The sequence below is a fragment of the Prevotella sp. oral taxon 313 genome (assembly GCF_003043935.1).
GTDB classification, from domain to species: Bacteria; Bacteroidota; Bacteroidia; order Bacteroidales; family Bacteroidaceae; genus Prevotella; species Prevotella jejuni.
In genome coordinates, this window is sequence record NZ_PYXE01000001.1 from 2,740,409 (window position 1) to 2,759,765 (window position 19,357).

General features: G+C 41.8%; 14 protein-coding genes. 10 read left to right on the plus strand and 4 right to left on the minus strand.

The window, feature by feature from the left end; genetic code table 11:
• Window positions 1-19: 19 nt before the first annotated feature.
• Window positions 20-2,083 (plus strand): TonB-dependent receptor, encoded by a 2,064-nt coding sequence (locus tag AXF23_RS10720; RefSeq protein WP_107625291.1) that lies wholly within the window; start codon window positions 20-22, stop codon window positions 2,081-2,083.
• 391 nt (window positions 2,084-2,474) lie between these two features.
• On the opposite strand, the gene AXF23_RS10725 is transcribed toward AXF23_RS10720, so the two are convergent.
• The gene (locus AXF23_RS10725; RefSeq protein WP_009013001.1) at window positions 2,475-2,750 is read right to left on the minus strand and encodes an HU family DNA-binding protein; all 276 of its coding nucleotides are present in this window, start codon (window positions 2,748-2,750) and stop codon (window positions 2,475-2,477) included.
• Window positions 2,751-2,965: 215 nt separating this feature from the next.
• Between AXF23_RS10725 and AXF23_RS10730 the strand changes: the two genes are divergently transcribed.
• The 8 genes from AXF23_RS10730 (at window position 2,966) to AXF23_RS10765 (ending at window position 14,995) form a co-directional block, all read left to right on the plus strand.
• Window positions 2,966-3,922 carry a rhomboid family intramembrane serine protease gene (locus AXF23_RS10730; protein WP_107625292.1) on the plus strand — a complete coding sequence of 319 codons (957 nt, stop codon included), beginning with the start codon at window positions 2,966-2,968 and terminating at the stop codon, window positions 3,920-3,922.
• Between the two features lie 206 nt (window positions 3,923-4,128).
• Window positions 4,129-5,229, plus strand: coding sequence for an endonuclease/exonuclease/phosphatase family protein (locus AXF23_RS10735; protein ID WP_107625873.1), 1,101 nt, complete (start codon window positions 4,129-4,131; stop codon window positions 5,227-5,229).
• Window positions 5,230-5,334: 105 nt separating this feature from the next.
• Complete coding sequence (gene secDF / locus AXF23_RS10740) at window positions 5,335-8,355, plus strand: protein translocase subunit SecDF (protein ID WP_107625293.1); 3,021 nt, start codon at window positions 5,335-5,337, stop codon at window positions 8,353-8,355.
• Between the two features lie 604 nt (window positions 8,356-8,959).
• The gene (locus tag AXF23_RS10745) at window positions 8,960-9,778 is read left to right on the plus strand and encodes a pyridoxamine kinase (RefSeq protein ID WP_009013005.1); all 819 of its coding nucleotides are present in this window, start codon (window positions 8,960-8,962) and stop codon (window positions 9,776-9,778) included.
• 9 nt (window positions 9,779-9,787) lie between these two features.
• Entirely contained in the window at window positions 9,788-11,449 is a 1,662-nt protein-coding gene (locus tag AXF23_RS10750; RefSeq protein WP_107625294.1) for a putative transporter, read from the plus strand.
• An 18-nt stretch (window positions 11,450-11,467) separates the two neighbouring features.
• Window positions 11,468-12,178, plus strand: a complete 711-nt coding sequence (locus AXF23_RS10755; RefSeq protein WP_107625295.1) for an ABC transporter ATP-binding protein — start codon at window positions 11,468-11,470, stop codon at window positions 12,176-12,178.
• 81 nt (window positions 12,179-12,259) lie between these two features.
• Window positions 12,260-12,805 carry a hypothetical protein gene (locus tag AXF23_RS10760; RefSeq protein ID WP_009013008.1) on the plus strand — a complete coding sequence of 182 codons (546 nt, stop codon included), beginning with the start codon at window positions 12,260-12,262 and terminating at the stop codon, window positions 12,803-12,805.
• A 195-nt stretch (window positions 12,806-13,000) separates the two neighbouring features.
• On the plus strand, window positions 13,001-14,995 hold the full coding sequence (locus AXF23_RS10765; protein ID WP_107625296.1) for a helix-hairpin-helix domain-containing protein: 1,995 nt from the start codon (window positions 13,001-13,003) through the stop codon (window positions 14,993-14,995).
• A 50-nt stretch (window positions 14,996-15,045) separates the two neighbouring features.
• Here AXF23_RS10765 and AXF23_RS10770 read toward each other — a convergent pair whose 3' ends face one another.
• A complete protein-coding gene (locus tag AXF23_RS10770; RefSeq protein WP_107625297.1) occupies window positions 15,046-15,795 on the minus strand; it encodes a hypothetical protein in 750 nt (249 codons plus the stop codon).
• 363 nt (window positions 15,796-16,158) lie between these two features.
• On the opposite strand from AXF23_RS10770, the gene AXF23_RS10780 reads away from it, so the two are divergent.
• Window positions 16,159-16,959, plus strand: coding sequence for a hypothetical protein (locus AXF23_RS10780; RefSeq protein ID WP_107625299.1), 801 nt, complete (start codon window positions 16,159-16,161; stop codon window positions 16,957-16,959).
• Window positions 16,960-17,273: 314 nt separating this feature from the next.
• On the opposite strand, the gene AXF23_RS10785 is transcribed toward AXF23_RS10780, so the two are convergent.
• Together AXF23_RS10785 and AXF23_RS10790 are read right to left on the minus strand one after the other, a co-directional pair.
• Window positions 17,274-18,023, minus strand: coding sequence for a hypothetical protein (locus tag AXF23_RS10785; RefSeq protein ID WP_107625300.1), 750 nt, complete (start codon window positions 18,021-18,023; stop codon window positions 17,274-17,276).
• 166 nt (window positions 18,024-18,189) lie between these two features.
• Window positions 18,190-19,188: a virulence RhuM family protein gene (locus AXF23_RS10790; protein ID WP_107625301.1), complete on the minus strand. Its 999-nt coding sequence runs from the start codon at window positions 19,186-19,188 to the stop codon at window positions 18,190-18,192.
• Window positions 19,189-19,357: the final 169 nt, after the last annotated feature.

Here is a 19,357-nt window from a genome sequence, read left to right on the forward strand (position 1 = left end):
GTAGCAAAAAACAAAGACTATGAGAAAAGGTTTATGGATGTTGTCATTATGCTTTCTTGCACTACCTATGGGGGCACAGACCGAGAAAGAAAATGGTGAGAAGGCAAAGAGTGTAGTGATGAAAGAGGTGACAGTTGAGGCTGCACGAGTGACGAAAAAGGTTGATGGACTGTTGATTATACCGTCTGATGCACAACGAGAAGCGTCAACAGACGGATATAGTCTGCTTGCTAAGCTGTCGCTTCCACGCCTTAGAGTAGACGAGGTGATGCGTACTGTCACCCCTTTGATGAATGATGGTAGCGTGCAAATCAGGCTGAATGGAACCTTAGCAAGTAAAGAAGACCTGCTCGCTCTGGACCCAAAACTTGTGAAAAACATTGATTTCATCGATAATCCGGGTGTACGATATGGTGAAGGAATAGGCTATGTTATTGACATTCAGACAAGACGTAACACGACTGGTTATGTGCTTGGAGCTGATTTGTCGAACGCTGTTACAACACTGAATGGCGATAATACGCTCTATGCAAAGTACAATCATAAGAATTCAGAACTGGCTTTAACCTTTACTTCCCTTTATAAAGACCAGCATGGTTTTCGGTCTTCAGAAGTGGCTGACTATACCTTGAACAACGGTAGTCATTATCTGGTTTCACGCAATCAGACCGATGGAAGGAGTCGTCGTTTTGGTAATCAGTTTGAGATAAAGTATAGTCTTGCCGACTCGGCTACGTATGTTTTCCAAGCAAATCTGTCAGTGGGAGGAGGCAATACGCCTGGTAATTATGCTGATTTTGTGTATCGGGACGGAACGATAGAAAAGTCTTTTCGGACAATAGATGTGTCAAGTGATTTCTCTCCAACTCTTGATCTTTACTTCTTTCATCAGCTTGGTAAGCATCAGAGTGTTACGGCTAACGTTGTTGGTTCGGGTATTTACACGGACAAGCGGGGATATAATGGAGAAGGGAGAACTTATGCCTATGATGTTGATGGGCGTACTTGGTCGCTGGAGAGTGAAGCTATTTATGAGAATAAACTCAAGCCTTTCACCCTTTCTGCAGGTTTGGAACACTCGGTGTCGTTTACAAATAATGAATATACTGGCGATGTATCTGCTCTTAACAAGATGCGGAGAGGAGAACTTTATCTATTCTCTGAGGTGAAAGGAAGATGGAAGCAATTAGGCTATTCGGCAGGTGTAGGGGTTGCTAATAAGACCTATTCGCAGGAAAACTATAGCTTTGACTACTGGACCTTCCGTCCGAAACTGACGTTGAGTTACGAAGTCTTGACAGGGTTAAGTGCTCGTTACACCTTTGAAACCTATCGTCGTGTGTCTTCATACGCTATGGTGAGCGATGCAAAAATCAGAGAGAATAGTCGTGAATGGAAGGTTGGTAACCCTAATCTACAACCTTCAAGGGTCATAAAGAATATTTTTGATATAAGTTATAATGGTAGTCGTGTTAGCTGTGGGGCAAATATAGAGTACCGACGTGACCTTGGTAGCAATATGAGTGTGTATGAACGTACGGCAACAGATGAGTTCCTTTATTCACAACAGAATGTCGGTAATATCATGATGATAGCTAATCAAAACTATGTGCGGTATGATGTCGTACCCGAACGGCTGTCTGTAACACTTTTTGGAGGTGTCTATCGTTTCTTTAATGTGAGTAGCCTGTATCGTCATTACCTAACGAGTTACAACTATGGGGGCAATGTTGAGGCCTATCTTGGACGCTGGACACTCACGGGATATGCCGACAATGGTTGGAAATTTGTTGAAGGAGAGCATGAGGGAAGGAATGGTCCAGCAGTCTATTTTGGGGTTAGTTACAGGTGGAGTAGGTGTAGTCTGTCACTTTTTATGCAGCATCCTTTCCAGCAACATCCCGTCATACAGCGTGGTAAGGTACTGAATGAAAACCTTTATAAAACCTACAGTTTTCGTAGTAGAGACTTGGGTAACATGATAACGCTAAAGTTTAGTTGGAAGCTGTCAAGGGGTAAGAGCTATAAAGAAATAGAGAAGAAAGTACAGAACGAAGGGTATAAACAGACGGGAATCATGTAGGGTAATGATATTATTCATCTGTGATAGTAGGGGAAAGTTCGCTTTTCTGTCCTTTGATTTATTATCGGGAGGGATTGAAAAGGGAGCTTTCCCCTTTCTTTTTATGGGTAGTCAATCATCTTGTTGATTGTGTTCAGCGAGCCAGAAAGATGTTATTTCCAAATTATTTTCACGTAAGAAAGAATTTATTTTCATGAAGAAAAATATTTTTTTTCATGATAATAATTATTTTTTTTCATGATAATAATTCGAGACGGATAGGTCGAGGGGGTAAGTAAAAAGGGATGGAGAGGGGGAAGAAAACTGATGATAAGGTGAGAACAAAGGGTATAAAAAAGAAAAAGGCAGACCCTTGGCCTGCCTAATTATATCATGTATTTATATTTACAGATTACTTGTTCACAGCGTCTGAAAGGTCAGCACCAGCCTTGAACTTAGCTACCTTCTTAGCTGCAATCATAATCTTCTCCTTAGAACTTGGGTTGATACCCTCATGAGCAGGACGTTCAGTTGTAGAGAAGGTGCCAAAACCTACGAGCTGTACTTTATCACCAGCAGCGAGTGCATCCTTAATTGCTTCTGTAGTTGCGTCTAAAGCTTTCTTAGCAACAGCCTTGCTTACCTCAGCATTAGCTGCAATCTTCTCGATCAATTCCGTTTTGTTCATAATTTTGATTTATTTATTGATTAATTGTATGAGTGATTACAAGATTATGATGCAAATATACTTGATTACTTTTATAAATCAAATAAAATCAAGGGAAAAGTGTAGAAAATCATAAAAAATAGTCTTTATGTTGCTTGTTTTATGCTTAATAACGATAGAATTTAGTATTTTTGCATTGATAAATAATACGTTGTAAAGATTAAGACATCACTTAAATGCGAAATATACCCGTAATAACAAAGAATCTTCTTATCATCAATGTGCTGGTTTTTGTTGCCACATACGCTTTAAGAGGATTGAATATTGATTTGGATACCCTCCTTGGTTTACATTTCATTTTGGCTCCTGATTTCCGTGCTTGGCAGTTTGTTACCTATATGTTCATGCACGGTGGCGTAACTCATCTGTTGATGAATATGTTCATGTTGTGGATGTTTGGCATGGTTGTAGAGAATGTTTGGGGTCCAAAGAAATTCCTTTTTTATTACATGGTCTGTGGTCTTGGCGCTGGTGTTTGCCAAGAGTTGGCACAGTATGGTACGTATGTAGTGGAGGGTCTGGCGCAGTATGAAACTTTGAGGATAGCTAATTCGATTATTCCTATGAGTGAGTATCTGAACATGATGTACACTGTTGGTGCCTCTGGAGCCATCTATGGTTTGCTACTTGCCTTCGGTATGTTGTTCCCAGAAGAGCGTATGTTTATCATACCTATCCCTGTCCCTATTAAAGCAAAGTGGATTGTTATAGGCTCAGTAGTAGTTGAATTGTTCTCTGCTATTGGTACAAGCAATGACGGAGTGGCGCATTTGGCACACTTAGGGGGTATGCTCTTTGGTTTTATTCTTATCCGTTATTGGAAGAAACATCCGTATTCTGGCTATGGAGACTTCGGTATGAATAAGGGGCATCAGTTCTTTGATCGTATGAAGAATTCGTGGGAACAACGTGGAGGTGCGACTCCTCATACGAATGCGAATGGTAGTAGGGAGTCTTGGACGGATGCTTCACATAATAATACTACGGATAGTAATAGTGATTGGGAGTATAATGCTCGTAAAAAACAACAGCAAGAAGAGGTCGATCGTATCTTGGATAAGATTCGTAAGAGTGGTTATGACAGTTTGACGAAAGAGGAGAAACAGAAGCTCTTTGATAGTAGTAAGAAATAAGGTAATCCCTCTGTTGCTGGTTGGTTGGGTGTTGATAAAATCTGAGAAGGATATATGTCAGCAAGGAATTAAGACGTGAGTAGATAGTAGGTCGTTATTGTTTGACGGTATAGTACTTACTTTATAGCTCTTTTGTGACTATTTAATAGGATTGTTGAAAACTAAAGGAACCAATGGTAGTGAGTACCAGCGTGCTTGGTGTAGAGATGTTTAGCAAATTTAAGAAACTTACATATAGGGTTTTATTGATAGGTAATATCATCGTTGTTCTGTTGATGTTACTTGTCGGGAATATCGGTAGGCTCAATCCTGTCGACTATCCTTCGTTGGCTAATTTGGGCTTAGGTTTCCCAATATTGCTTGTGTTCAATCTCGTGTTTCTTGTCGTTTGGTGCTTTTGTCGATTGCGTTCTATTTGGTTGCCGTTGTTAGGCTTTATTCTTTGTTCTGGCCCTATCCGGACGTATTCACCCTTTAACTTTCCTGAAGATAAGCCACATGGCAGTATAAAGGTGCTGTCTTATAATGTCTTTATGTTCTCTTCTTGGGATGAACCGCATGGTGCGAAGAATCCAATCGTTGATTATATCGTAAAGAGTAAGGCTGATATTGTCTGTTTGCAAGAGGCACAAGCAAGGTTGGATAACGGCGATCAGATATATTCTACACTGAAGAAACACTACCCATACTTCAAGTTGATGATAAAAAAACACCCTGGTGCTGATTATATCGTATTACTGAGTAAGTATCCTGTTCTTTGGCAAGATACAATCCCGTATGGCTCAAGTAGTAACCAGAGTGTGGCTTATATGCTTGATATCAAAGGAACTAAGACACTCGTCGTGAATAACCATTTCGAGAGTAACGGACTGAGTTCTGGCGACAAAGAAGGGTTTAAGACACTCGTGAAGGGTGAGTTGAAGACCGATGAAGCTAAGAAACAATCGGTCCATCTAATCAAGAAGTTAGGGGATGTATCGGCTCGACGTGCACCACAGGCAGAGGCAGTTGCACGTTTTGTTAAGAAATATCTCGATAAGCAGATACCTGTTATCTTGTGTGGAGACTTCAATGATAGTCCATTAAGCTATACACATCATGTCATCTCAAAAGAGCTGAATGACTGCTATGTAGAGAGTGGAAATGGACCAGGGATAAGCTATCATAAGAGTGGGATGTACTTTCGCATTGACCATATCTTTTGTTCTGACGATTTTGAGTCGTATGGGGCTAAGGTCGACAACAGTGTGACTACTTCTGACCATTATCCCATCTATTGTTGGCTTAAATACCGTCCAAAACCTTAAAAAACACACATTTATAAGTTATAAATTTCTCAAAGTGTGAAAATTTGCTTATCTTTGCACGTCTATCAGGCGTAGTGAAACAATAATTAAATACAATCAAATAAAATGCAAAACAAAGGATTAGTAATTTGCGTAGCCATTCTCTTGACGCTCGCAAGTATCTTCTACCTGTCATTTTCAGTAGCGACAAGCTACTATGATGGTATGGCAGCAACGATTAAAGACCCTATTGCGCAACAGGATTATAAGGATTCTGTAAAGTATTTGGGTATCTACTCTTACCAGAAATGCCTTGAAACACAGATCGGTCTTGGTCTTGACTTGAAGGGCGGTATGAATGTTGTACTTGAGATTTCAGTACCTGACGTTATTGATTTCTTGGCTGATCATAAGCAAGAAGCTGCTTATCAGAAGGCTTTAGAGATGGCTAAGCAGGAAGAGACGAAGAGTCAGAAAGACTTTATCACACTCTTTGTTGATGCCTATCATCAGGTAGCTCCAGGTCATAAGCTGGCTGAGATTTTCGCTACACAGGAGTTGAAAGGTAAGGTAAGTACCCAGAGTACGGATGCAGAAGTTGTTAAGGCACTTCGCGAAGCAGTTGCTTCAGCTATCGACAACTCCTACAATGTTGTTACAAACCGTATCGACCAGTATGGCGTTGTACAGCCAAATATCCAGAAATTAGAGGGTCAAGAAGGTCGCCTTATGGTTGAGATGCCTGGTATTCGTGAGCCTGAGCGCATGCGTAAACTCCTCCAAGGCTCTGCTAACCTTGAGTTCTGGGAAACTTACAACAACCAAGAGATTAATCCTTATCTTACTCAGCTCGATCAGCGTTTGGCTAATGCTGATACAAAGACAGACACAACTGCTACTGCTTCAAATAAGGAGGTACAGGGAAAGAAGGCCCCAGCTAAAAAGTTAGTACTTGACAGAAGCGATGCAGCTGAGGGTGGAAACGCTCAGATGGATGCTATGAAGAAGATGCACCCATTGCTCTCTATGCTGCAGACTATTCCTGGTAATGCGCTTAGTCTCGTAGGTTATGCAAGCGTACGAGATACTGCTGCTATCAATAAGATTATTTACAGTCAGCTTGCTAAGCAGATCTTCCCAAGCGACTTGAAGCTTCTTTGGGGTGCAAAGCCAGCAGAAGGACTTAATAAGAAGAATGTCTTTGAGCTTTATGCACTGAAGGTAACAACCGCTGACGGTCGTGCTCCATTGGAGGGTGACGTTGTTACATTTGCTAAAGACGAGTTTGATCAGCATGGTCGTCCTCAGGTTAGTATGACAATGAACTCTGAGGGTGCTCGTGAGTGGGCTGCTTTGACAAAGGCAAATGCAGGTAAGGCAATCGCAATCGTACTCGATGGCGTAGTTTATTCAGCTCCAAACGTAAAAGGTGAGATTACTGGTGGACAGTCAGTAATCTCTGGTAACTTCACAATTGAGGATACTAAGGACTTGGCAAACACATTGAAGTCAGGTCGTATGCCTGCTCCTGCGAAGATTGTACAGGAGGAAGTCGTAGGTCCTACACTTGGTGCTCAGTCTATTGAGCAGGGTCTTATTTCATTTGCTATCGCTTTCGTCCTCTTGATGCTTTACATGATTGTCATGTACAACTTCATTCCTGGTATGATGGCTAACCTTGCTTTGATAGCCAACCTCTTCTTCACTTTGGGTGTCTTAGCGTCCTTCCAGTCGGCATTGACTATGCCAGGTATTGCCGGTATCGTGTTGACCTTGGGTACAGCCGTGGATGCTAACGTGCTTATCTATGAGCGTATTAAGGAGGAGTTGAAACTCGGAAAGGGTATGAAAGTGGCTTTGAAAGAAGGTTACGGTAATGCCTTCTCAGCTATCTTCGACTCTAACTTGACATCACTCATTACTGGTGTTATCCTTCTTGTGACTGGTACAGGTCCTATCCGTGGTTTCGCTACCACTTGGATCATTGGTCTTGTTATCTCATTCTTCACCGCAGTATTCCTCACACGTATCGTATTTGAGAACCGTGTAAGCAAGGATAAGTGGTTGAATCAGACCTTCACAACAGCGTTCTCAAAGAACTTCATGCAGAATAAGAGCTACCACTTCCTCAGTATGTATAAGACTACATTCACTGTTTGGGGTGTTGCTGTCTCAGTATGTATTGTTAGCTTCGCTGTTCGTGGCTTGAGTCGTAGTATTGATTTCACTGGTGGTCGCAACTACGTAGTCACTTTGAACAAGCCAACTCACGTAGAGGATGTTCGTAAGGTGATGACGGGTGCCTTCGTTAATACGGTTGGTGAGAATGCTGGTAAGCCTGCAACGACGACTGTTATTGCGTTGGGTACAGACGGTAAGACCGTTCGTATCTCTACGAACTATAATATTGATTCAAACAACCCAGCTGAGGATGACAAGGCAGAGACAATCCTTTACAACGCATTGAAGAAGGGTGGCTTTGTTAGTCAGGCAAGTGTTGTCAACTTCAAGAACCCAGATATCCGTGAAGGTGGTTCTATTATCCAGAGTGCGAAGGTTGGTCCTTCAATCGCAAAGAACATTACTTATAATGCAATCATGAGTGTGTTGTTGGCTATCTTCTTCATCTTCTTGTACATACTCTTGCGTTTCCGCAACATAGGTTTCTCTGTTGGTTCTATTGTTGGACTTGTTCTTGACACGACAATCGTTATCGGTTGCTTCTCATTATGTTATGGTTGGATAGGCTTCTCACTTGAGATTGACCAGACGTTCATCGGTGCCATCTTGACAGTTATCGGTTATGATATCAACGATACAGTGGTTGTTTACGACCGTATCCGTGAGAACTTGGGTAAACACAAGCATAATCTTGCTAAGGCTGATATTCAGAAGATATTCAACGACTCTATCAACCAGACCCTCTCACGTACTATTAATACGTCTGTATCAACCTTGATAGTACTCGTGTCTATCTTCGTCCTTGGTGGTGAAAGTATCCGTAGCTTCTCTTTCGCAATGATTATCGGTATTATCATCGGTACTTTGAGTTCAATCTTCATCGCATCTCCTGTTGCTTACCTCGTATTGGGTAAGAAGATTGAGAAGCGTTCACACGAACTTGCAGAGGCACCTGTTGAGGCTTAATCAATAGATAGTCAGAATTAAGGTTTTACACCTTATTATATATAACAGCCCGTTATCAGCAATGATAGCGGGCTATTTTCGTCTTGTTAGAAAGCGCATTTTAGACTTTTAAGAATACTATTTCAAACTTATTAAAGGCCTATCTCAGAGGTGTGTCGGCCGTAAAGGAGGGGCGAGAGAGGGAGCGTTTTGTGTGTTCTATACGTTGGCTTGCGAATTATTTTCATGAAAAAAAATATTTTTTGTCGTGAAAATAAATATTTATTGTCGTGAAAATAATTATTTCTCTTCATGAAAAGAAATCATAGCAGTTGATGAGCAAGTCGCTAAAAGACTTTGAACGAAGTGTTTAAGTGGTTCTATAGGCTATGTTCCTAACGCTTATAGTCGGCTTGCATTGTTGGTCATCTTCTCTTGTTATAACCCTCATTACCATTGGTGCTTAGCCTTAACACGATAGGATAGGAGCATCAGCACCACTTGTGTTCGACGTCAGTAGGACTGTAGAAGATGGAAAGCAAGACTTATTATGGTGATTTATTGGTTTTTATTTTGCCGTTCATGCGGTTTGCACTACCTTTGTAGTCTAATTTAAAAAGATAGAATGAGCAAGAAACATATACTACTTATAAATGATATAGCAGGGTACGGAAAAGTCGCAACAGCGGCTATGCTCCCTATCTTATCATACTTAGGACACCCTGTTTACAACCTTCCTACGGCCTTGGTGTCCAACACGCTCGACTATGGTAAGTTCAATATCCTTGAGACAACAGACTATATTAAGGGCGTTTTCCCAGTATGGAAGGAGCTTGGCTTTAGTTTTGATGCCATTGCAACAGGCTTTATTGCTTCAGAGCGACAGGCTAAATTGGTAGCCGACTACTGTCGCGAACAGGCAGAACGAGGTACGACCATCTTCGTCGACCCTATCATGGGCGATGAAGGAAAACTCTATAATGGTGTGACGGCAGCTGCGATAAACTCCATGCGTGAGATGATTAGCGTAGCCGACCTTACTTTCCCTAATTACACAGAGGCCTGCTATCTTACGTCAAGTAAGTATGATGAGCAGGGAGTAAGTTTCGATGAAGCCAAGAGACTGCTTGATGGACTGCGCCTAATCGGTACGAAATCGGCCTTGATAACGTCTATCCTTGTTGATGGAACACCGTCTGTCGTAGGCTATAACCACGTGACAGATAAGTATTTCTCACTACCTTATACAGAGATACCCGTCCATTTCCCAGGCACAGGCGACATTTTCTCGGCTATTCTTATTGGTCATCTCTTGGACGGCGAACTACTTATTCCGAGCACGCAGAAGGCTATTGACGGTGTTTACAGGCTGATAGACCTCAATAAGGACAACTCGGATAAGAACAGGGGAATCCCTTTGGAGAAGTATCTTCAGGTATTGTAATGATAAGATATGAACTGGATTGACGGACTATTTAGCATCCCTTCTGCCCTACAAGCAGTAGTGGTTCTCTCACTTGTATGTACAGTGGGATTGGGATTAGGTAAGATTAGGATAGCAGGTATATCTCTTGGTATAGCCTTTGTATTCTTCTTTGGTATCGCTGCGGGTAGCTTTGGGCTGCAAGTAGACGAGCAGATGCTCAATTACTGTGAGACTTTCGGGTTGGTAATCTTTGTTTATACGCTCGGACTGAGCGTTGGTCCAACCTTCTTTGGGTCCTTCCGGCATGAAGGTACCTTGTTTAATCTGTGGAGTTTAGGCGTTATCTTCTTAGGAACGATTATGTCTGTCGTCCTCTCCTACGCCATGAACGTACCGATGTCAAACATGGTTGGTATCCTTTGTGGTGCTACAACGAACACGCCAGCACTTGGTGCTGCACAGCAGGCATTGCAACATGCGGGGCATAGTGGTGGTCCTGCAGCCTTGGCAACAGCCGTCACTTATCCATTGGGTGTGGTCGGTGTTATCTTTGCCATGATATTTCTTCGCAAGTTCTTTTTGCGACCTTCCGACTTAGTAGTGCACTCTGGCGCAGAAGACGACCATACTTATATCGGACAGTTTGTCGTTCTCAATCCAGCTATTAATGGTAAGTCAATAGCCGAAATAGCTCAGGGTACCCACCGCAAGTTTATCATCTCACGCATTTGGCGTGGTGAAGACGTGATTGTCCCAATGAGTTCAACGGTGTTGCAAACCAATGATAATCTCCTTGTAGCAACCAAACGTGATGAGGTATCAGCCATGGAAATACTCTTCGGACAGATGGTCAACCGTGATTTGAACAAGGAGCAAGTCGATTGGAACCACCTTGACACAAAGGTGGAGAGCCGTGTTATCATCTTGTCAAACGGGGTGTTAAATGGAAAGAAGCTTGGACAACTTCATTTGCGCGATGCTTATAATGTCAATGTGAGCCGTGTTATCCGTGCAGATATCAAGCTACTTGCGACGCAGGACCTTGTCCTCCGTTATGGAGACCGCCTTACCTTAGTGGGTCAACCAGAGGCTATCGACCATGCAGAGAAGTTCCTTGGCAATTCAGTTAAGACCCTCAATGAGCCTAACCTCGCTGTTATCTTTCTCGGAATGGTGTTTGGTTTGGCCTTAGGAACAATCCCTATCAATCTTCCAGGTATGGAGTCTCCAATCCGATTAGGCATTGCTGGCGGTCCTATCATCATGGGTATATTGGCCGGAGCATTTGGTCCTCGATTGCACTTCATCGCTTATACCACACGTAGTGCGTCTCTTATGTTGCGTAAGTTAGGCTTGTCACTCTATCTTGCTTGCTTAGGCTTGGATGCAGGTAAAGACTTCCTCGCCACCGTCGTACGCCCAGAGGGCTTGCTTTGGATAGGCTTAGGCTTTGCACTCACCGTTGTTCCAGTAGTCATTGTAGGCTTGATCGCCTTGCGATTGAAGAAGTTTGACTTCGGAACTATCTGTGGTATCCTTTGCGGTTCGATGGCTAATCCGATGGCGTTGGGCTATGCCAACGATACAGTCAAGGGCGAAACAAGTAATATTAGTTACGCTTCAGTCTACCCGTTGGGCATGTTTGCCAGGGTCATCATCGCACAGATATTGGTCATGTTCTTCGTTTGATAGGGGAGTGTAAGTGTCATGATTATCAGTTTGTCACACCTGACTATAGGCTATTCTGCGTCCCATCCCATCATTACTGATATTGATTTAGCATTGAGGAGTGGGCAACTTTCATGCTTGATAGGGGAGAACGGCATTGGTAAGTCTACACTTCTGAAGACGCTTACAGGCTTTCTTCCTAAGTTAGGTGGCAATCTATTGCTCGATGGACGTGACATACAATCCTATTCACAACGTGAGTTGGCACGAGAGGTGAGCATTGTCTTGACGCAAAAACCAGATGTTCAAAACCTCACGATAGAGGAGATAATAGGCTTGGGAAGGTCGCCTTACACTGGTTTCTTTGGTCGGTTGCGTGCTGAAGACCGCTTGGTTGTTGAGGACGCAATCGCTGCGATGGGGATTGAAAAGCTCAAAGGGAGAATGATACAGACCTTGTCTGATGGCGAAAGGCAGAAGGTGATGATTGCGAAAGCACTCGCTCAAGAAACGTCAGTCATCTTACTTGATGAACCAACAGCCTTCCTCGATTTCCCTTCTAAGGCCGAAACCTTTCAGACATTACGGCGAATGGCACACGAGAGGGATAAGCTCATCCTCCTTTCTACTCATGACTTAGAACTTGCAGTACGCTTTGCAGATAGTTTGTTGGAGGTGAGAGAGGGACGTCTTAAGGAGGTTTCTGCTGCCGATGTGAAGGCTTCTATGCAGACAATTATGGGCAGTTAAGACTTGTAGATACTATTATTTCGCATACTGCCCCAACCTTATTCGTAATAAAAACAACATTAAATAAAATAGAAAGAACTTATGAGAAAGAATGTATGGATAGCTCCTATCGTCCTTTTATTGGCTTTGCTCTTGAATAGTTGTGGTACACAACAGAAGGCTACAGCGCCTGTAGCGACTCCTGTCGTTAGAGACACAGTGGTCGCAGTTGAGCCTTTGAAGGATGTTATTAGTATTGCTGAGGCTTTGGATATGTATCAGAATCCAAGTAAGGTAGATGCCATCACGAAGAAATATGGCTACAAGTTGAAGACGAACTATGAGGTTTATCGACTTGATAAGTTCACTAAGATGTACTATAAGAACTGTGCTCTTGCAAAGCTTCTAACGGCTGATAAGTATGAAGACTATCCAAAGCCAATGCGCAAGGGTGTGTCCAGTTACGTTGCTTTTAAGGATGGTGCTATCATCATAGCAGTGTTCAATCAGCCCGCATACGACAATCTTGTAGCTCAGGTTAAGGCTGCCGGATTTACCTTGGATATGCCTGGTAGCGAGGATATCTATACCAATGGCAGTCGCACTATCGCCTGTTATAAGGATGGCAAAAGTGTGAGAATCCAATAAGCTAACCTTTGTTTGCCGTGCTATTCATACTTTTTAGCACAACCCATAACCCTCTCTTTCTCTCTCTCCAACCCCGTATTTGTTGGTAGAGCGACATAAGAGAGGGTTTTCTTATCACTTTTCTTGTTGTTTTATTTGCTTTTCTCAGTAACAAAGACTATATTTGTTGTCTTAATACTAAGGAAATCTAACTAAATGAGACACCTACTACTAACCTGCCTATTGGGCCTTTTTAGCCTCACGTCTACAGCACAACAGCCTTTAGAATGGGACGAACTGTTAGAGGAACTCTATGCGACAAATGACGAGAATAGGGACGCAAGGGAGGATGACTACGACGTCTTAGCCGACCTCGCAGCACATCCTTTGAATCTAAATACGGCAAGTAGGGAAGAACTTGCACGTATCCCGTTCCTCACAGCAGAACAGATAGAGGACCTACAAGCCTACGTCTATCAATATCATGGTATGCAGTCGTTGGGCGAGTTGGCTATGATTGAATCCTTAGATGCTCTCCGTCGTCAGCTTCTCCCTTATTTTGTCTATGTCTCACCAGTTGAGGAACAACGCAAGTTCCCCTCCCTTAAAGCCATTGCTAAGGGTGGGAAGCACTGCTTCTTATTGACTGCGAATGTTCCGTTCTACCAACGAGAAGGCGACCGGCAAGGCTATCTTGGCTATCCCTATACCCATTCCTTCCGTTATTCTTTCCGTTATAGCGATTATGTTCAGGCTGGATTGGTGGGTGCACAAGATGCTGGCGAACCCTTCTTGGCGCATGGTAATGGCCTTGGATACGACCATTATAGCTTTTACTTACTGTTGAGAAAGATGGGACGGGTGAAGGCTTTGGCTATAGGACGCTATAAAGTGAGTTTCGGACAAGGACTCGTTATCAACAACTCCTTAGGTTTTGGGAAGCTTGCTATGCTCTCTATGTTAGGCAGACAAGCTACGGCTATTCGGGCACACTCCTCTCGCTCGGCTGCTAACTATCTGCAGGGAGCTGCTTCAACAATAGAGATTGCAAAGCACCTCAACCTCACCACCTTCCTTTCCTACCGTAGTATAGATGCCACACTGACTGACGATGGGACTATCAAGACCATCCTTAAAACGGGTTATCACCGTACTTTGCGTGAAATAAGCCGTAAAGATGCAGCTTTCCAATTAGCTGCTGGCGCACACGTCGGTTGGTCGTCTGGTGCACTTAGCCTCAGTTTGTCAGGCGTTTATAGCCGTTTTAATAAGGATTTAACCCCTAATACGTCTTTATATTACCGTCATTACGCCCCCGCAGGTAATGACTTTTGGAACGTAAGTGCCGATTATAGCTATCAACACCCACGTTGGGCGTTGACAGGGGAGACGGCAATAGATGGTAAGGGACACATAGCTACGGTGAATAACCTTTCTTTTCAAGCCGCTCATAACCTGTCGCTTCTTGCGGTGCAACGCTATTATGACTATCAGTACACTGCCCTCTTCGCTCGTAGCTTTAGTGATAACGGAACGGTTCAGAATGAGAGTGGCTTGCTCATAGGTGCTAACTGGGGGCTAACTCGTGGTTTGTCGCTCATGGCTTACACTGATTTCGCCTATTTCTCACACCCTCGTTTTGGTGCACATACAGCCAGTAAGGCGTGGGATAACCTACTGATGCTTACTTATAATCGGCAACGTTGGTCGCTCTTGGCCCGTTATCGCCTTCGAATACGTGGGAGAGACAATGCTGATAAGACGATGCTTCTAAACGAGGTGGCGCAGCGTGGGCGTCTTGCCTTGACCTATTCTGCAGCTTCTTTAGCCTGTAAGAGTCAGTTGGATGTCGCTACAAGCAGTAGTGTAAAGCGTAGTATCGGCTATATGGTGAGCGAATCTGGAACATGGAAACCCCTTTCGTGGCTCACGCTGAATGGTATGATTGGTTATTTTCAAACGACAGATTTCGCTTCACGTATCTATGTTTACGAGCGTGGTCCACTCTATTCTTTTAGTTTTCCTGCCTTCTTTGGTAAGGGTATGCACTATAGTCTGTTTGCTCGGGCAGACCTATCGAGCCGTCTTATGATAATTCTTCGTAGTTCTACCACACATTATTTCGACCGTGACCACATATCCTCAGGACTTCAGCAAGTCAATTCCTCAACGCTAAGTGGACTTGATATTCAGTTGCGTTGGCGGTTTTAGGTGCTGATACTTGCTGTGGTTACGATTTATGGGGAGGATAACATAGGTTACTATTCACCAAAGGCTTCATAGTTTCCCATCCATAAGAGCATTGGGAAATGGCGTCGGTAGCGATAAAGAGAGAAGTCACCTTCGTCGTCAAACGCCGTAAAATCGAATTGATGTGTGGCTTGATACTTTGCAGTAGAATTGTGTTCTTCAACGTAGATGTTCGTCAAACAGGGTTGTCCATCAGACATATTGATAAGGAGTTGATAGTAATATTTGTATCCTTGTCCACCCTCATAACTCAGTTCTATACCCTCTTTTCCCGTCGTAATCTCCTCAAAATTTAGCATTGCATACATCTCCGTGTTACGGATAACATTGCTATAAACCCATCTTTTTCCCTTGTATTCAATGGCAAGAAGACGGTCGGTAAAGATCGAATCCGTGATGCTGTCTATGCTTGTCGTCATCGTTATCGGAGACAAAATAGCGGCATTCATCCCCTTGAAAGATGCTTCACCCGTCTTCACATAGAAGTTAGATATCTTAAACCCCTTCCATGTATAAAAGCCCTTCCAGCGGTTTGGTGTAGGACAACTAAGCGTTATGGTGTTATTCGCAAAGCTTGTCAGGTGCTGAATTGGCTTCCCATAATATTCCATAACCGTATCAGCATCGACATCATATCCGTCCTCTATCAGTGGATTATCAGCCTTTTTACTTGTCTTTGTGGTATCGGCAGAAAGGTTGCAAGCCATGCAATTAACAGCAAACAGCGTGAATAATAAAAAGTTGAAAGTCTTATTTCTCATATTACTAACCCTCTTTTGTTTTATAATTAACTATCGATTCTATCCTTTCCTACGGTTGCAAAAGTAATTAAAAGTACCGACATAAACAAGTAAGAACTATGCTTGCCGAATTATTTACATGAAAATAAATATTTTTTGTCGTGAAAATAAATATTTTTTGTCGTGAAAATAAATATTTATCTTCATGAAAATAAATTCTTCTTATCATGAAAATAATTCGTAGGAGAGGATTGTTGTGCTATTGATCTACCTTCTTTTTGATTAGTAAACACATAAAGTTTGGTGATAATAAAAGCTGTTTTCTGTCGCTTGATATCCTTTTTTTTATCTATATTTGCAGATGAAAGTAATACAATATGCGACATGAAACAAGTCAGTAAGATAATTCTTTGTTTGCTCTGTATGGCAATGGCGTTGGCAGGTTGCCGTGATAAGGTACAGTCAAAAGCCGATGCTGCCGACCCTCAAGCCGCGGTAAGCCAGTCAATGAAGCGTATATCAAAGGTGGAAAAACAAGGAGATATGCATCAATATGATGTTGCTGACCAGCAGCAAATAACTGATTTCATTCCCAAAGGTTATAAACTATTTGAGAAGATATCGGGTGACTTGAACAAAGATGGGCTTGAAGACTGTGTGTTAATCATCAAGGCAACACGCAAGGATGGCTTCGTAAAAAACAGTTTTGATAAAGTAGTAGACCGTAACCGTAGGGGAATTATCATACTGTTTACCGAGAAAAATGGTTATAAACTTGCGTCGAAGAATTACAATTGCTTCTCATCAGAGAATGAAGATGGAGGTAATTATTTTTCTCCAGAACTGTGGGTAGAGGAGAGAAAAGGGAATCTTTATTTGCGTTATTGTCATGGTCGGTATGGTTATTGGGAGTATTGTTTCCGTTATCAGAACTCAGATTTTATGCTTATAGGCTATGAAGTGTCTCATGATCGTGGACCAGTAGTCTTATTTAAAACGAGCATCAACTTTCTTACAGGCATCGTATATGATGATGAGAATATTAATGCTGACAAGTATGATGCAGATTCTGATGATGACTCAGAAATAGATGAAGTGTTCAAGAGGACTGTCGTTAAGTTGAAGAAAAAGCCATTAATGAAACTCTCGGAAATAGAAGATTTCGACGAACTAAGGTTTGAATAGTTATCTTAAACAAAGGGATTACGAATAAAAGAGTTTATATGTTGTCGTTTTGTTCTTAGTTTTAGAAAAGGTTCCTTTTATCGCTTTTGGTAAATAAAACGCGTTGAATATGTTGGTTTTAAGGGCTGTGTAGAGTTATCGAGCGCTTGCCTTTAAAACATATAGAGCGTAAGAATCGGCTCAAAATACCATTCCTTCTACTCGTTTTTAAGTTCGCCTTCAACGTTAAGTGGACTCGATATTCAATTGCGTTGGCGGTTTTAGGTGTTGATACTTGCTGTGGTTACGATTTATGGGGACGATAGTGTAGGGCGTTATTCACCAAAAGCTTCATAGTTTCCCATCCGTAAGAGCATTGGGAAATGGCGTCGGTAACGATAAAGAGAGAATTCACCTTCGTCGTCAAACGGCGTAAAATCGAATTGATGTGTGGCTTGATACTTTGCAGTAGAATTGTATTCGTCAACGTAGATGTTCGTCAAACAGGGTTGTCCATCAGACATATTGATAAGGAGTAGATAGTCATATTTGTATCCTTGTCCAGCCACATAACTCAGTTCTATACCCTCTTTTCCTGTCCTAATCTCCTCAAAACTTAGCATTGTATCCGCCTCCGTGTTACGGATAACATTGCTATAAACCCATCGTCTTCCCTTGTATTCAATGGCAAGAAGACGGTCGGTAAAAATCGAATCCGTGATGCTGTCTATGCTTGTCGTCATCGTTATCGGAGACAAAATTGCGGCATTCATTCCCTTGAAAGATGCTTCACCCGTCTTCACATAGAAGTTAGATATCTTAAAGCCCTTCCATGTATAAAAGCCCTTCCAGCAGTTTGGTGTAGGACAACTAAGTGTTATGGTGTTATTCACAAAGCTTGTCAGGTGCTGAATTGGCTTCCCATAATATTCCATAACCGTATCAGCATCGACATCATATCCGTCCTCTATCAGTGGATTATCAGCCTTTTTACTTGTCTTTGTGGTATCGGCAGAAAGGTTGAAAGCCATGCCATTACCAGCAAACAGCGTAAATAATAAAAAGTAGAAAACCTTTCTTCTCATATTCCTAACCCTCTTTCGTTTTATTATTAACTATCGATTCTATCCTTTCCTACGATTGCAAAAGTAATTAAAAGTACTGATATAAACAAGGCGAGACCATGCATGCCGAATTATTTACGCAGAAGGATAGTTCAAGGAGATATTTGTTGGTATGGTGTACAAGTTTCTATTTGTTGGTAAGACCTCTTATCTCCCTATCAAAATCAGAGTCTATTTTTTGTGTCTTATTGAATATATCATATTCATTTTCAGCCTTTTCTTTAGCTTGTAATGCTGAAATACGACCTTTGTCAGGCAGGATTTTATATTGACGGAAAGTAAGGAAAGCATCAACACTCTTAGCGAAATCAGACATCGTGAATGTATTCTCTCGTTCAACTAAATCCTCAATATAATCAAAGAATCCTGTGACAGCTCTCTCTAATTGTCTTATTTGAATCTCAGATAAGTAGTTTTTGGCTATTGTAACATCTGATTTCAGTATTCGTCCATTTGGAGAATTTTTCCAAGTTGTTAGTCCCATGTGTTCTTGGTTGTGGTCGGCTTTTGTGTATATAATCTCAGCTGCAGTCTGTCCTGTGATTGCATAGTGGAAACGATTTTGTATCATGGAATAAAACTCTCGTGTTGTTGGCGCTTGTTTGTCATAGTCTGTGCTACATTCTGCATAGATATCTGTTATCTGTTGCCAAATACGTCGTTCGCTTGCGCGGATAGAACGAACACGTTCTAAGAGTTCTTTGAAATAGTCTTTTCCGAAAATCTCCTTTCCTTGTTTGAGGCGTTCATCATCTAATATAAACCCTTTATGGATATATTCTTTTAATATACCAGTTGCCCATTTGCGGAAATTAGTTGCCTTAATAGAATTTACACGATAACCAACAGAGATGATTGCGTCAAGATTATAGAATGTCAATTCTCTATTAACGTTACGTTTTCCTTCTTTTTGAACTACCGAGAATTTCTCGGTAGTTGATATTTCGCTTAATTCTCCTTCCTTGAAAATATTTCTCAGGTGTAGCCCTACATTATCTACAGTACAATCAAAAAGCTGTGATATAGCTTTTTGTGTCATCCATAAAGTTTCATCCTTGACAAGTACTTGTACGTTTTCACCACCTTCAGGACTATTGTATAGTAGGAATTGTATTTCGTTGTTCATTTATTTATACGCTGCTAATGGTTATATTTTTCTATTACAAAAATAAGAATTTGAGGTTAAAAAAACAAGTATTCAGTATTATTCTTTTAGATATTAAATCACAATTTGAATTATAAGAGGGTATTGTATAAAGAATTTTAAGTTTTGCGTATAAGCCTCGAGCGTTTGC

Bases quoted from the DNA above. Each gene is read 5' to 3' on its own strand.
- AXF23_RS10720 (WP_107625291.1), top strand. From the start codon at position 20: ATGAGAAAAGGTTTATGGATGTTGTCATTATGCTTTCTTGCACTACCT.
- AXF23_RS10725 (WP_009013001.1), bottom strand. From the start codon at position 2,750: ATGAACAAAACGGAATTGATCGAGAAGATTGCAGCTAATGCTGAGGTA.
- AXF23_RS10730 (WP_107625292.1), top strand. From the start codon at position 2,966: ATGCGAAATATACCCGTAATAACAAAGAATCTTCTTATCATCAATGTG.
- AXF23_RS10735 (WP_107625873.1), top strand. From the start codon at position 4,129: ATGTTTAGCAAATTTAAGAAACTTACATATAGGGTTTTATTGATAGGT.
- secDF (WP_107625293.1), top strand. From the start codon at position 5,335: ATGCAAAACAAAGGATTAGTAATTTGCGTAGCCATTCTCTTGACGCTC.
- AXF23_RS10745 (WP_009013005.1), top strand. From the start codon at position 8,960: ATGAGCAAGAAACATATACTACTTATAAATGATATAGCAGGGTACGGA.
- AXF23_RS10750 (WP_107625294.1), top strand. From the start codon at position 9,788: ATGAACTGGATTGACGGACTATTTAGCATCCCTTCTGCCCTACAAGCA.
- AXF23_RS10755 (WP_107625295.1), top strand. From the start codon at position 11,468: ATGATTATCAGTTTGTCACACCTGACTATAGGCTATTCTGCGTCCCAT.
- AXF23_RS10760 (WP_009013008.1), top strand. From the start codon at position 12,260: ATGAGAAAGAATGTATGGATAGCTCCTATCGTCCTTTTATTGGCTTTG.
- AXF23_RS10765 (WP_107625296.1), top strand. From the start codon at position 13,001: ATGAGACACCTACTACTAACCTGCCTATTGGGCCTTTTTAGCCTCACG.
- AXF23_RS10770 (WP_107625297.1), bottom strand. From the start codon at position 15,795: ATGAGAAATAAGACTTTCAACTTTTTATTATTCACGCTGTTTGCTGTT.
- AXF23_RS10780 (WP_107625299.1), top strand. From the start codon at position 16,159: ATGAAACAAGTCAGTAAGATAATTCTTTGTTTGCTCTGTATGGCAATG.
- AXF23_RS10785 (WP_107625300.1), bottom strand. From the start codon at position 18,023: ATGAGAAGAAAGGTTTTCTACTTTTTATTATTTACGCTGTTTGCTGGT.
- AXF23_RS10790 (WP_107625301.1), bottom strand. From the start codon at position 19,188: ATGAACAACGAAATACAATTCCTACTATACAATAGTCCTGAAGGTGGT.